Origin of the sequence: Methylibium petroleiphilum PM1, from assembly GCF_000015725.1 — a bacterium.
GTDB classification, from domain to species: Bacteria; Pseudomonadota; Gammaproteobacteria; order Burkholderiales; family Burkholderiaceae_C; genus Methylibium; species Methylibium petroleiphilum.
In genome coordinates this window covers 2,496,208-2,508,426 of the sequence record NC_008825.1, presented here as the reverse complement: position 1 = coordinate 2,508,426, position 12,219 = coordinate 2,496,208, and the positions used below count along the sequence as shown (strand labels likewise).

Here is a 12,219-nt window from a genome sequence, read left to right as displayed (position 1 = left end):
GGAAGGCTGTGTGTGCCGGCTATCCCCTGGGGATAGCTCGGCGGCGGGCCGAAGGGTGGAGTGCGAATCCGCGCTGTGGAGTCAGCGCGTCCAACTGGATTGGTCGCGGGGCAGTCGCCCGTCGGGATCATTGACCTCGACCGAATTGCCATCCCTGAGCCGATCCACGAACACCACGATATTGGTGCCGCCATCGTTCGCCTGGCTGGGGAACAGGATTCCGGTATGGCCCTGGGCCAGCACCATGTCGCCCAGCACCCAGGTGGGCGGCTCGATGTGAAGTTCGAATTTCAGATGGCGCCAGTCCTCGCGCCAGTCGTGCCACAGCTCGTCCCAGGGCTCGCCGCGGTGGAGCTGCCGCAGATCGACCAGTCCGCGCAAGTTCGCGGTGTACGAGCACATCGTGCAGGGCGGCAGGAAGGGCGAGGTCTGCTGGTACTCGCGTAACGCGGTCACTTCCTCCAGCGACAGATACAGCGCCTCGACGCCCTCCCGGTTGAAGCGACCGCCCTTGGCCGCCGCACCGGCGCCGCTGGTGGGCCGGCTGGCCCACTGCGGCGTGTGCGCACGAAACAGCGTGGTGCCGGGCGGCAGGTCGAGGAGGATCATCCGGTGAACCCTGCACTGATCGACTCCAGGTAGTCGATCGCATCGTCGGTGCGTCCTTCCTGCACCAACTGCAGCAGGGTCTTGTGGTGGAACGCCGGAATGGGTTCGTTCTTGACCATGAAGAACGCACGCGCGGTATCCGGCTGCACCGCCGTGGCGGCCGACAGCACCCGCATCAGGTCACGCAGCGCGGCCTGGAGCCGCGGGGATTCGGGGTGGGTGCGCAGGGTGTTGCGGTGCACCCCAGCCAGCGTGGCCAAGTCCTGGTACTGCAGGCCCAGGGCATCGGCGACGTTCGTGGCGGAAAAGCGGGACGTGCCGGCTTCACGCACCGATTCGAGCACATCCGCGAAAGCGGTAGAGGCCATGACGTTGCTCCCAAAGGCAAGGAATCACGAGCACATTATACGCACAGTTTGAGCACAGTTCCAAGCGGTCTGCTCCCCCAGCTGGAAGGCGACCTGTTCCGTCTATCCCCTGGGGATAGCTCAGGGATCGCGCAAGGCTGAACGCAGCCGTGCGAGGTAGGCGCGCGCCACCTCGGGGTCGGCTGGGCGGGAAGCCGAAGGCGACGACGATGGCGCCGGCCCCGCAGCTCGCGGCGCGGGCGGCGCTGCTGCGTCGTTGCCCGCCCACGCCTTGAACTCCCCGCGGATCGCCTTCTGGATGATGCCGAACAAGTAGCCGGCGGGATTGCGCACCGTACTGCCGCCACAGCGTGCCGCCCACTCGTCGAGCACGGCCTGCCGCTGCGCTTCGTCCACCTGCTGCAGGGCCACCAACGCGCCTGCCTGCTGCTCATCCTTCAAGCGCAGGAAACGCTCGGGCAGTCGCAGGTTCTGCAAGGCCCTCGCGCGCGGTACTGTACGTACTTCATTTATACGATCATTACGTACTGTACGGTCCTCCTTCGGAATCCGAAGAGAGCCGTCCGGCGCGGGTTTCGGCCCTGCTTCGGATTCCGAAGACGGGCGCGCAGCATTCCGAAGAAGGGCTTCCTGGCCCTCTTCGGATTCGTGGCCGGCACCCTCCTGTGGATAACCTGGCGTCGTCCAGCCATGCCGCGCCATGCGCTGCGCGAGCACCTGCAGGCGGGTCGGCAGCGTGCGGCCGCTGAGCAGCGGGTCTTCGGCAATCTCCTTGAGCGTGTTCATGCCCACCATCTGTACCGCCTTGGCGGCATGGGTCAGCGCCTGACTGACCAGGCCGAGGTAGTCGGCATCGAGCTGCATCGCCTCGAAGGGCGACAGCGGTTCGTCGTGCAGCACGTAGAGGTTGCCTTGGATACGGCCGGTCCTGGGATCGCGCCGCCGCCGCACCAGGCTGAGCCAGCGTGTCAGCCGCAGCAGCGTCAAGGCGCGCGCCACGGTCTCGTGCGAGGCTTGCGACGCACAGGGCATGGACGCCAGATAGGGGCGGAGCTGGTCGTAGGTAGGAAAGGCGGTCACGCCGTCGTCGTTGAGCTGCAGGCGGAACACCTGCCAGGCATTGCGCTCCAGCGGCGTCAGGCGCCGGTCGAGGAACAGCGCGCGCGGGACGCTCTCGTGCCGGTTGCCGCTGTAGAGAAAGCAGTCCTGGCTCGGCGCCGTGCCCTGCGCCGGTTCCTTCGGCTCAAGGTGCCGCAGCGCCTCGTCGAACAACGCCGACAGCGCAACCGGGCCATCGCGCCGTGGTGCGCTGCCCGTGGTCATGGCTACACCAGCCCCTGGTCGATCCAGTTCCGTATCGCCGACCAGATCACCGACATGGGCAGGGTCATGGCCTCGGCCAGGTCCATGGTCAGCGCCAGCATCGCCATGTCGTCGGTCAGGGCGATATGGCGCTCGGTGACGCCGGCCTTCCAGCGCTCCCACAAGGCCACGTCCTGCGCCTCGTCGAGTACCGGATGCCGGCCCTTGCGCTTGGGTAGCCCGAGGATGTCACGGCGCAGCGCCACTTCCTGATGCGTGAGGCCGTAGAACTTGCTAACCATCTCCGTGCTCGCCCCCAGGCGCAGCATGCGGTCCACCGTGGCGATCTCCCGCTCCACGTCGTGCACCTGGCTCAGAAGCCGCTTCAATACCTCCCGGTTCACCGACACCGAACACCACGACACCGTGGCATTCACCAGCATGCTCACGAGTTCGGGGTGCTTCAGCGCATCCAGCTCCTCCTCGCCGAAGCCCATGGCCTTGCAGCGGCGCAACTGGCCGTTGCGCAGGTCATGCAGCGCCTGGGCGATGACGGCCTGGTTGAGCGGGTGCGGTGCCGACATGGGAGCCTCCTGCGCGCTCAGGACTCGTGGCCCGGGTCACCGGCTTCCAGATCCAGCAGCCGGCGCGCCAGGCGCAGCAGACGGAACAGCTTCACCAGCGCAGCATCGCTCAGGCGTGTGGCCGAGCCGCCATGGCCATGGAGCAGCGCCGCCAGCTCGTCGGCCAGCCGCGCGCGGTCCAATCCGTTCGCGGCGGGCGGCGCTGCACTCAGCGCATGCAGCAGGGTCAGCACTGCCCGCGCGAACACCGGCAGCGCCTTCGCCTGGCCCACGGCCGGCGCCACGCAGACGAAGCCGATGCCGCCGTCGCTGGCCTCGATGTGGTCGGCTACCGCTGCGTCCCCGGCGATCTCGCGCGCGAATTGCGCGATGTGCACGCGCAGGCGATCCGGCACGTCCAAGCTCGGCTCGATGTACCAGACGTCCGAGATGGGATAGAGCCCGCCCGCCTGCACGGGGATCGCACGCAGCGCATCGGCCTCGAAGTCGGGCAGCTTGTCGCCGAGCTGGTCCGCGACCATCCGTTGGATGGACTGCAGGCGCTCGGTGGTCGGCGCCGGCGTCACGATGTGCCCTTGCAGGCGCTCGTCGCGCTGCCCGTGCTGCTCCTCCGGCGCTTCGGGCGGTGCAGGCGGTGTTGCTGCTGGCGCCGGAGGCGCGGCTGGCGTGGTGTCGCGCGGCACAGACGAGGCGGGTGGCTGCTGAGGCGCGGAGACCGGCGGGGGAGGAGCAGAAGGCACGGAAGGCGCTGCCGGTGGCGTCGGCGCCGCCGGTTCGCTGGTCAGCGCACGCTGGCGGCTTTCGCTGTCGTTGATCTCCAGCGCCAGCGTGTCGTAGTCCGCCTCCAGCAGCTCGGCCATCTGGCCCACCAGCTCGTCCTGCACCCGCTGCGGCGAGAAGTCGTCCGGCTGTGTGTCGAACTGCGTCAGCACGTCGTGGAACAAGGTGGCGAAGTCCACGGTCACGGTGCGGCCCAGCGCACGCCGCTCCCAGGTGCGCTCGCACGCCTTGCGCAGCACCGCGAGCCGGTCCACCTGATGCCGGCCCAATCCGCCGTACAGCAGCGTCGGGATCGCCGGCAGCAGATAGCGCACCGCATCGTTCATGCGGCTGATGTGTGACTGCGGCACCGGATAGCCGTCGGCAGTCAGCCGCCGCGCGAGTTCGCTCTGCGACAGCGCCTGGCCGCTTTCCTGCTCGTAGAACTCGCGCGCCTTCTCGACGCCCAAGGCCCGCTCGATGAAGGTCAGCCCGCCGCGCAGCTCGTTCTCGGCCAGATGCCCGGTCAGCGCCACGATTTCGCCGCGCGCCGGCCACGGGCGGAACAGGCACGCAATGCGAAAAAAGCGCTCCTCCTTGGTCTCGCTCCACAACTCGCGCAGGATCGCCAGCCGCGTGTTGCCGCCGTTGCGAATGATGTAGTGCGCCTCGCCCGGCCTGCGTGTGATCGCAGGGGGCGCGTCCAACCCGCGTTCGCGGATGGACGCCTTGATCTCCGCATAGGCCGGGTTGCGCGTCACGCGCGGGTCGTGGTCGTAGGGCCGCAACTGGTCCAGCGTCACCACCATCGGCGTATCGGCGATGGGGTCGCTCAAGGCCGCGGCCGAAGGGCCGCTGCGCTCGAAGCCGGTGGTCAACAACTTGGCAGCCATGTCCTGGGGCGTCAGCTCAGCCATGGCCGATCTCCTGCGCCTGCCGGTCAGCGCGGCGAAGCTGCGCGCGGGCATTGCGGTCGGCACGATGGTCGCTCGCAGTCGAGCTGGTGTAGATCGACGTGCAACCTGGTTTCGTGAATTTCAGGTGCCCGCCGGATGTGCGCACCACGCGCCAGCCTTCGCCCTGCGCGAACTCGATCAGCGCACGCAGCCGCTCACGGCCGCGTGCCAGTTCACGCGCGCTCGCCATGGGCGGCCCCTCCCCCATCGGGCCGGCCGGTGACCAGCGAAAAGCGCTCCCGCCACGCGGGGAACAGCTCGCCGGCCAGCGTACGCATGGTCTCCAGTGCCGCGGGCGCCGTTCGCCCAGCCGGCTGCCGGTACTCCACCCGATGCACCGGCAATCCTCGTGTCGCAGCGCGTGGATAGGCTTCGATGGCCGGCACGTCGGTGTCCAGCACCTGCACACCGGACTGTTCCTGGAACACCTGTCGCAGCGCCTGCTGGACCATCCGCGCGTTCGACGACACCGGATGCACACGGTTGATGAGCAGGCGCAGCGGTGGCGGCTCGATGCCCAGGTGCCGATACGGCGCGATGTCCTCAATCAGTTGCAGCGTGCCGCGCCGCAGCTCGCGCGCCGCAAGGATTTCCGGTGTTACCGGCGACAGCGCCAGGTCGGACGCCAGCACTGCCATCTCCAGCAGCACGCTGCGCGCGCCCTGCGTATCGATCAACAACAGGTCGTAGTGCGTGCGGAAAGTGGGAAGCAAATGCCGCAGTCGCAGACGCCCGTCCGGAGCGTGCAGCAGCAGCGTGTTCAGTTCGCCGCGGTCGTCGTTCGAGAGCACCAGGTCCAGGCCCGCGATCGCGGTGCGCGACACCAGTTGCTCGATGCGCCGCTCGTTGAAGGCCAGCATCTCGTAGATGCCGCCGGGCGCGCGCACGTCCAGCGTGAAGTAGCTCGACAGCGTGGGCTGCACGTCCAGGTCCAGCAGCAGCACGCGCAGCCCGGCATCGGCGATGAAGCCGCCCAGGTTGGCCGCAGTCGTGGTCTTGCCCACGCCGCCCTTGGTCGAAATGATGGACACCACCTGCATGGGCTTCTCCTCGTCGAATGGCATGAACCGAGAAGAAGCGTCAGGCGCGTTCTTTGAGGCGCTCGGCGATCCACTGTTCGATCTCCACCGAGTCCCAGCCCACCGCGCGCACGCCCAGGCGCAGCGCCTTGGGGAACTTGCCTTCCTTCATCAGGCTGTAGATGTGCGCGCGCTTGAAGCCGGTCTTGGCTTCGACCTCGGCGCGGCGCAGGATGCGGTGCTCGGTCGGTGCCGCCGTGGCGGTGGTCTGCGAAGACATGAGGGTCACTCCTTAACGCTCAGTGGCGCTGATTGGCGTGACTCGAATTAAGAACGCCGCGTTGAAGAAAGACACCGCAAATGCGGTTTCCGCGACCGCAGATACGGTCTGGCATCGCTCAGGAAGTTGTGCTCTGCAGATTGCGCCGAGCCAGTGCGAACTTGGCCTGCAGGGTGCGCTCGGTGATGCCCATCGCGTTGCCGTGGTGCGCCACCATCGCGCTGATGATGGCTTCCTGCGTCAGGAAGCTGGAATACGGCATGCCGCTGGGCGACTTGCCCAGCAGTAGCGTCAGTAACCCGCCAACGATGTTCAGGTAGGTCGATTCACTGCGCGGCCCCGGCGTGCTCGCACGCTCCGCGTCGGCCGCGCAGGCGGCGTGCATTTTTAGCAGCGCCTCGTGCTCGGTGCGCAGCGTCTCGTGCACGCCCAAGTGTTCCGCCAGCCGCGCCTTGATCGCTTCCCGCTCGGCCAGCAATGCGCCCACTGTGTCCAGGCTGATCGCTGGGTGAAGCGCACGCTCGATCTCATCGAACAGAAACGCCGGTCTCTCGCCGGGGTAGTGGTGCGCCATCCAGGATTTCAGGTCGACGTGCCGCACCGTCAGCGACGGGTCGTCCATCGCCAGGCCCTGCGTGTCCCGCACCAAGCCCTCCTTGCCATACGGCATCTCGCCGTGAGCCAGCGCATCGAAGATTCTTTCGGCGTTCAACCGCAGCATCGGCCAGCGCGGAAACTCCGTTGCCTCCGGTAGAGGCCGCTGTCCCAAGGTCGCCAGGATGCGCCGCTCGAAGCGCAGCAATCCGCTCCAGCGGATTGCCGCCTCGATCGGGCGGTAGTAGGTCTTGGCACCATCGGCCAGGCTGCTCGACTTCGGCATATCGCGCGCCTCCATTCGTCATCGCACCGAGTCCAAGCACGCGCACCCGCCGTACAGGCGGCGTGCGTGGCTGTCCAGGAATCTCCGGGCGAAACGAGCAAGTGGCGAAGCGGCGAAGACCGTGGCATCGACGATGCCGCCGGTTTCGTTGCGAGATGTGCGTCTTGCCGCGCATGGCGCCATCACTCACAATTCGCAAGCCGCGAAACATGCTGTCACCAGCGTCATTCGCGGGCACCATGCCTGACCCGGATAACCAGGCCAAAGTCTTTGCAGGGGAAAAGGCCCAGTAAAGCGCGATCAGCTCAACACGCCAGAGCCGATGCGCATACGGCAAGCACTGTTGCGCCGCGCGTCTTCGCTGTGACGCGCCACGATAGGCATGCGAATTTCATTGCAGGATGCCAACCGCAACCGCGAGCAACGCCTGAGTGCGGCGCGCCGGTGCACCGCGTCAATGGAATCCCGCTATGACATAACGGGTCTGGCGCTTTGACCAAAATGGAATCGGCCAACTCGCCTGAAGCAGCCTCATGCGAGCCGTTGCGTATCCAACGGCATATGGCCGACACGCTGCGCACGGTCGATGAAGTGGCGCAGCGGCTCCGACATCGCGCCCTCGGGATGTAGCAGGTAGGTCGTCAGCGCCGCCGAGTCTTCATCCAGCGGCCGGACGATTACGTCCGCCTGCCGGCGTGCCACCACGTGCGCCGCGGTGGAAAATCCCACGCCATAGCCGGCCGCCACCAGGGCCAGCATCAGCGAGTGGGTCGTCACGTACTCGGCCACGACCGACGGTGTCTCCACCAGGCGCAGCAGGCGCTCGCATTGCCGGCTGCACTCCGCACACACCTGCGGGTGGCACAGCACCAGCGGGTAGCCCACCACCTCTTCCAGCGGCACCCGCTTGTGCGCCAGCAAGGGGTGCCGCGCGGGTATGGCCACCACCAGCGGGTCTTGCCACACCGGCATGGCGACCACCCCGGCATCTATCTCGCCGGCCATGGCAAAGGCCGCGTCGTACAGGTCGTTGCCCAGCCCGCCCACCACCTGCGACAGCGGCGCCTCGAACAGCCGGATGCCCACTTCCGGCGCCTCCTCCCGGCACAGCGCGAGCAGCGCCGACAGCCGGGTCCGCCCGACGCCGCCGGCCAGGGCGATGCGCAGGGTGCCCCGGTGTCCCGCCGCCACCGCCCGCGCCTTGGTCTGGGCTTGCTCAAGGGTCAGCAGCACGCGCCGGGCCTCCTCCAGGAACACCTGCCCGGCCGGGGTCAGGCGCACCCCGCGCGGCGTGCGCTCCAGCAGCGTCACGCCCAAGTCCGCCTCCAGTTGGCGGATCGTTCGCGACAGGGGTGACTGCTCCACATGCAGCCTTCGCGCCGCCCGGCCGAAGTGCAACTCCTCGGCCACGGCGATGAAACAGCGAAGATGGCGTAAGTTCATGTACTTCCCCCCCCCCCCAGAAAGTGGAGTCCATTCCTCTGGCCGTAGGGAACCGCATGAGTGCTTCCCGGTGGCGATGCCGGTCACAGAGGCTTTCCAGTTGCCGCCATCCGGCCTTCAGTCGCCGGCGAGGCGGCGAGTGTCCAGGCAAGGCCGGGTTATTCCATCGGTGTTGCCATATCACACAAAACCACGGACAATCAATAATAATTCTCATTAACATCTGTGTCTGAATGGAGTGAAGCCGATCAAGCCCGACGTGGCGAACCTGTCCGTCACTACCCACGGCAGCGTGTTCTGGAACGACGAACGCATGGGCGACGAGCAGCTCGCGCAGCGGCTGCAGGCCTCCGCGCCGCGTCAACCGCAGCCCGAGGACTTCATCCGCGGCGACCGCCTGGTGGATCTACGAGCGCGTCGCCCAGGGGATGGCGGCTACGCAGAAGTCCGGGGTGTTGGAGCTGGGCTTCGTGACCGACCAGGCCACGACCGGGGTGAGCCGAAAGACCCCCCCATGAAACTGCATCGGCACGCCCGCCCTGACGCCGGCGTGTCGTCGTCGGCTGCACCGATCGCGAACTCCGACACGCGTGAGCGCCTGCGCGCGGTGCTCGGCACACCGGCTGATTTACCAGCCTTGCGGACGCAGCATCGTCTTCGCGGCCCTGGTTCGCAGGAACGCCTGCGTCATATTGCTTGGCCGCCCGCCCTGGCATGGCAGCAGCAAACATGGCCATCAGCATTCAGTGTCCGGCTGTGTGCGCCGGCCAGCTCCGCGCGTGTCGGCGACGGGCTCCCGACAGGCATGAGTGCTTCGACGCGATGCAATCGAAGGAGGTGCTGACGGGATGCGGATGTAGATGCTGGCGCCCGAGAGGCCGAACCAGAAGAAGACAAACAGGAGGTGGCCTTGGATTTCAGATTGCTGCGTTACTTCGTCGCAGTTGCGGAAGAACTGCATCTGGCCCGTGCAGCCGAGCGTCTGGGCATCGAGCAGTCGCCTGTGTCGCGTGCGATGCGCGACCTGGAAAGCCAGCTTGGCGTGCAGTTGTTCGACCGCAGCACACGCCTGACGCGGCTGACCTGGGCCGGCCAGGTGTTCCTCGGCGAATGCCGGCGCGTGATGGCCACCGTGGAGCAGGCAGTCAAGAGCGCCAAGGCGGCGGCACAGGGCTACCAGGGCCATCTGCGCATCGCCATCTGCGACAGCCTGGCGCAGCCCCGCATCGCCACCCTGCTGGCACGCAGCCGTGAGGAGGAGCCCGAGCTGGAGATTCGCGTCTTCGAGCTGCCGTTCGCGCAGCAGCTCAAGATGCTGCACGATGATCTGCTGGACATCGGCTTTGCGTTGTCAAACGCGGTGCATGATGGCCTCGTCGCCGAGCCGGTGTGGACCGACCCGCTGTCGGTGATCGTGCCCGCACGCCATCCCTTGCTGGCACACGTGCAGGTGCCGCTGCCCGAAGCCTTGAAGTTTCCGCTGGTTCTGTGCCATCCCGAATCGGGATCGGGCTGCCGCCATCAGATTCAAGCGCTGCTGCAGGACGCAGGCACGCCGCTCAAGCTGGTCGATGAAGTGACCAGCCTCGGCGTGATGTTGACCCTGGTCGGCGCCGGCTACGGCATCGGCTTCGCCATCGCCTCGCAGGTGCAGACGCTACAGCGCCCGGACATCTCCATTCGTCCCCTGGCCGGCACCCCACCGATGCTCTCTACCTACCTGCTGCGCCGCCGGGGCGAACCCTCGGAGCCCATGAGGCGGTTCATCGAGCGGGTGAAAGACGGGGCCGCGCCGGTCGATGATGAGCCAGTCCTTTGAGGACGCAGCTCACCTGTCCGTTGCGGCCTGTGGCGTGATGTGCCAGTGGACAGATAGACTTCGGAATGAAATCCGATGCTCTGGCTGTTGGTGGATGTGCTTGGCTCGCTTTGGATCACCCACAACGGCCTGCGTTGACCAGGCCGAAGACTTGAGTCCACAATCGAGTCCATTCCGTGACGCTTGGATCGGAAAAGACGTTCGTAATAAACGAGTTAGCGACCGGGTGCTGTTCCCTTCACCCGCTCCACATTCCGAGGCCACCCTGGTGGCCTTTTTCGTGCCCGGAGCCGGTGATGGCCGATGACTGCCGCCGCGTGTTGCTGGTCGGTTCGCTGCCCGGGGTGCCGGGGCCGGCGGCGCTGGCCGTCGCGGGCTGGGGGCGCTGCACGGTCGAGGCCTGCGCCTCGCCGGGCGAGGCGCGCGAGCGGCTGCGCGCCGAGCCCTTCGACGCGCTGCTGCTGAACCTGCCGGCGGCGGCTGACTTGCGGGTGCTGGCCGCTGCCGTGGCGCCGCCGTGGTGGCAGGCCGATGCCGGTGACGCCGCCGTGCTGGTGGCCACCGAACGGCCGAGCGCCGCGCTGGCGCAGGCGCTGCTGGAGCGCGGCGTGCAGGCGCTGCTGCCGTCGGCCGACCTGGCCTCGGCCGAGCGGCTGCTGCCGGCGCTGCAGCAGGCCGTGGTCCGCCAGCGCCTGGACCGACTGGCGCGCCGCGCCTACGCCACCGACCTGGCCACCGGCCTGCCCAACCAGATGCAGCTGTTGGAGCACGTGAACCACCTGCTGGCGCTGCGCGAGCGCGAACCCGCACCGATGGCCCTGGTGGTGATCCACCTCGAAGGCCTGGCGACGGCCGCGACGCAGCTCGCGTCGGCGGCCGAGCTGGGTGCGCTGCGGCGCAAGCTGGCGGTGCGGCTGCGCGCCGCGCTGCGCGCCAGCGACGTGGTGGCCTCGGTCGGGGCCGACGCCTTCGCGGTGCTGCTGGCGTGGATCGACACGCCGACCGCGGCCGACCGCGTGGCCGCCAAGCTGGTGCGCAGCCTGACGCGGCCGGTGCGCATCGGCACGCACGAGCTCGCGGTGGCCGCGCGCGCCGGCATCGCGCGCTACCCCGAGCACGGCAAGGACGCCGGCAGCCTGTGGCGCCAGGCCAGCGCCGCGGCGGAGGGTGCCGCGCCGCTGGGCCGCGCCGGCTTCGCCAACCACGTCGAGCGCGGCCCGGTCGAGGCGGCCAACGACGAGCTCGGGGACGACGGACCCGCGCCGGGCCCGGCGGGATCAGGCGGCGCTCAGTAGAACAGCAGCCACAGCAGGCCGACGATCAGAAGCCATTTGCCGGCGTAGTAGACCTGCCGGTGGCTGACCTTCAGGGCCTTGGCCTTCAGGCGCAGCTGGTAGGCGACCGCGAAGAAGCGGTTGATGGCGCCCACCGGCTCGTCGCCGGTCTCGTTCTGCGACGACGCGGCGGCCATCACGTGGGTTGCGAACATGCGGTTGAACCAGCGCACCGGCGCCGTGTGCAACGGGCGCTCCACGTCGCAGAACAGCACCACGCGCTGCTGCTGGGTCTCGTTGGCGGCGTGGTGGATGAAGGTCTCGTCGAACATCACCACCTCGCCGTCCTTCCAGTGGTAGCGCTGGCCGTCCACCTCGATGAAGCAACCGGGGTCGTTGGGCGTGGTCAGTCCCAGGTGGTAGCGCAGCGAGCCGGCGTAGGGATCGCGGTGCCGCACCAGCGTGGCCCCCGGTGGCAGCGACGCGAACATCGCTGCCTTGATGCTGGGGATGCTCTTCAGCAGCGCCACCGTCTGCGGGCACAGCGCGTTGGCGCTGCTCAGTTCCTTGCCGTACCAGGTGAGGTAGAAGCGCTTCCAGCCGGTGCGGAAGAAGGAGTTGAAGCCGATGTCGTTGTAGCTCGCGGCCGCACGGATCTGGCCCTCGTCGTTGAGCTTCAGCGCCTCGTCGCGGATGGTCTGCCAGTTCGCCTGCAGCGGCGCCAGTTCCGGGAACTGCTGCGGGTCGAGGTAGGCCTTGGCCGGCACGCGCGAGAACAGGTACATCAGCGCGTTCACCGGCGCCAGCACGATGGTGAAGTCGAGTGCCCGCTTCAGCGGGAAACGCACCTTGCCGCGGAAGTGGATGAACAGCGCCGAGGCGAGGAAGACGACGAGGACCCAGTGACGCAGTTCCATGATGTCCGT

The 12,219-nt window shown here is 67.8% G+C and carries 13 protein-coding genes; 2 read left to right on the top strand and 11 right to left on the bottom strand.

Annotation, left to right across the window (positions count from 1 at the left end; translation table 11 throughout):
- Positions 1 to 81 precede the first annotated feature (81 nt).
- The 10 genes from MPE_RS11800 to MPE_RS11755 all read right to left on the bottom strand — a co-directional run bounded on the left by MPE_RS11800 (position 82) and on the right by MPE_RS11755 (position 8,200).
- Positions 82 to 609 (bottom strand): RES family NAD+ phosphorylase, encoded by a 528-nt coding sequence (locus MPE_RS11800; protein ID WP_011829931.1) that lies wholly within the window; start codon positions 607 to 609, stop codon positions 82 to 84.
- Positions 606 to 977, bottom strand: coding sequence for a hypothetical protein (locus tag MPE_RS11795; RefSeq protein ID WP_011829930.1), 372 nt, complete (start codon positions 975 to 977; stop codon positions 606 to 608). The genes MPE_RS11800 and MPE_RS11795 overlap by 4 nt, the downstream gene beginning before the upstream one ends.
- 120 nt (positions 978 to 1,097) lie before the next feature.
- Positions 1,098 to 2,300 carry an STY4528 family pathogenicity island replication protein gene (locus MPE_RS11790; protein WP_011829929.1) on the bottom strand — a complete coding sequence of 401 codons (1,203 nt, stop codon included), beginning with the start codon at positions 2,298 to 2,300 and terminating at the stop codon, positions 1,098 to 1,100.
- A 2-nt stretch (positions 2,301 to 2,302) separates the two neighbouring features.
- Complete coding sequence (locus MPE_RS11785) at positions 2,303 to 2,863, bottom strand: DUF2857 domain-containing protein (protein WP_011829928.1); 561 nt, start codon at positions 2,861 to 2,863, stop codon at positions 2,303 to 2,305.
- A gap of 17 nt (positions 2,864 to 2,880) precedes the next feature.
- Positions 2,881 to 4,539, bottom strand: a complete 1,659-nt coding sequence (locus MPE_RS11780) for a ParB family protein (RefSeq protein ID WP_011829927.1) — start codon at positions 4,537 to 4,539, stop codon at positions 2,881 to 2,883.
- A complete protein-coding gene (locus MPE_RS11775) occupies positions 4,532 to 4,768 on the bottom strand; it encodes a type II toxin-antitoxin system HicA family toxin (RefSeq protein WP_041929663.1) in 237 nt (78 codons plus the stop codon). Before MPE_RS11775 ends, MPE_RS11780 begins: the two co-directional genes overlap by 8 nt.
- Positions 4,752 to 5,618 (bottom strand): ParA family protein, encoded by an 867-nt coding sequence (locus MPE_RS11770; protein WP_041929662.1) that lies wholly within the window; start codon positions 5,616 to 5,618, stop codon positions 4,752 to 4,754. The genes MPE_RS11775 and MPE_RS11770 overlap by 17 nt, the downstream gene beginning before the upstream one ends.
- Positions 5,619 to 5,658: 40 nt before the next feature.
- Positions 5,659 to 5,877 carry an AlpA family transcriptional regulator gene (locus MPE_RS11765; RefSeq protein WP_011829925.1) on the bottom strand — a complete coding sequence of 73 codons (219 nt, stop codon included), beginning with the start codon at positions 5,875 to 5,877 and terminating at the stop codon, positions 5,659 to 5,661.
- A 118-nt stretch (positions 5,878 to 5,995) separates the two neighbouring features.
- Positions 5,996 to 6,757, bottom strand: a complete 762-nt coding sequence (locus MPE_RS11760; protein ID WP_011829924.1) for a hypothetical protein — start codon at positions 6,755 to 6,757, stop codon at positions 5,996 to 5,998.
- 531 nt (positions 6,758 to 7,288) lie between these two features.
- Positions 7,289 to 8,200 (bottom strand): LysR family transcriptional regulator, encoded by a 912-nt coding sequence (locus MPE_RS11755; protein WP_011829923.1) that lies wholly within the window; start codon positions 8,198 to 8,200, stop codon positions 7,289 to 7,291.
- Between the two features lie 910 nt (positions 8,201 to 9,110).
- Between MPE_RS11755 and MPE_RS11750 the strand changes: the two genes are divergently transcribed.
- Positions 9,111 to 10,019 carry a LysR family transcriptional regulator gene (locus MPE_RS11750; protein WP_011829921.1) on the top strand — a complete coding sequence of 303 codons (909 nt, stop codon included), beginning with the start codon at positions 9,111 to 9,113 and terminating at the stop codon, positions 10,017 to 10,019.
- A 296-nt stretch (positions 10,020 to 10,315) separates the two neighbouring features.
- Positions 10,316 to 11,314, top strand: coding sequence for a diguanylate cyclase domain-containing protein (locus MPE_RS11745; protein ID WP_011829919.1), 999 nt, complete (start codon positions 10,316 to 10,318; stop codon positions 11,312 to 11,314).
- Here MPE_RS11745 and MPE_RS11740 read toward each other — a convergent pair.
- Entirely contained in the window at positions 11,308 to 12,204 is an 897-nt protein-coding gene (locus tag MPE_RS11740) for an aspartyl/asparaginyl beta-hydroxylase domain-containing protein (RefSeq protein ID WP_085984414.1), read from the bottom strand. The genes MPE_RS11745 and MPE_RS11740 overlap by 7 nt on opposite strands.
- Positions 12,205 to 12,219 lie beyond the last annotated feature (15 nt).

Bases quoted from the DNA above. Each gene is read 5' to 3' on its own strand.
- MPE_RS11745 (WP_011829919.1), top strand. From the start codon at position 10,316: ATGGCCGATGACTGCCGCCGCGTGTTGCTGGTCGGTTCGCTGCCCGGG.
- MPE_RS11795 (WP_011829930.1), bottom strand. From the start codon at position 977: ATGGCCTCTACCGCTTTCGCGGATGTGCTCGAATCGGTGCGTGAAGCC.
- MPE_RS11790 (WP_011829929.1), bottom strand. From the start codon at position 2,300: ATGACCACGGGCAGCGCACCACGGCGCGATGGCCCGGTTGCGCTGTCG.
- MPE_RS11760 (WP_011829924.1), bottom strand. From the start codon at position 6,757: ATGCCGAAGTCGAGCAGCCTGGCCGATGGTGCCAAGACCTACTACCGC.
- MPE_RS11780 (WP_011829927.1), bottom strand. From the start codon at position 4,539: ATGGCTGAGCTGACGCCCCAGGACATGGCTGCCAAGTTGTTGACCACC.
- MPE_RS11755 (WP_011829923.1), bottom strand. From the start codon at position 8,200: ATGAACTTACGCCATCTTCGCTGTTTCATCGCCGTGGCCGAGGAGTTG.
- MPE_RS11765 (WP_011829925.1), bottom strand. From the start codon at position 5,877: ATGTCTTCGCAGACCACCGCCACGGCGGCACCGACCGAGCACCGCATC.
- MPE_RS11775 (WP_041929663.1), bottom strand. From the start codon at position 4,768: ATGGCGAGCGCGCGTGAACTGGCACGCGGCCGTGAGCGGCTGCGTGCG.
- MPE_RS11785 (WP_011829928.1), bottom strand. From the start codon at position 2,863: ATGTCGGCACCGCACCCGCTCAACCAGGCCGTCATCGCCCAGGCGCTG.
- MPE_RS11770 (WP_041929662.1), bottom strand. From the start codon at position 5,618: ATGCAGGTGGTGTCCATCATTTCGACCAAGGGCGGCGTGGGCAAGACC.
- MPE_RS11800 (WP_011829931.1), bottom strand. From the start codon at position 609: ATGATCCTCCTCGACCTGCCGCCCGGCACCACGCTGTTTCGTGCGCAC.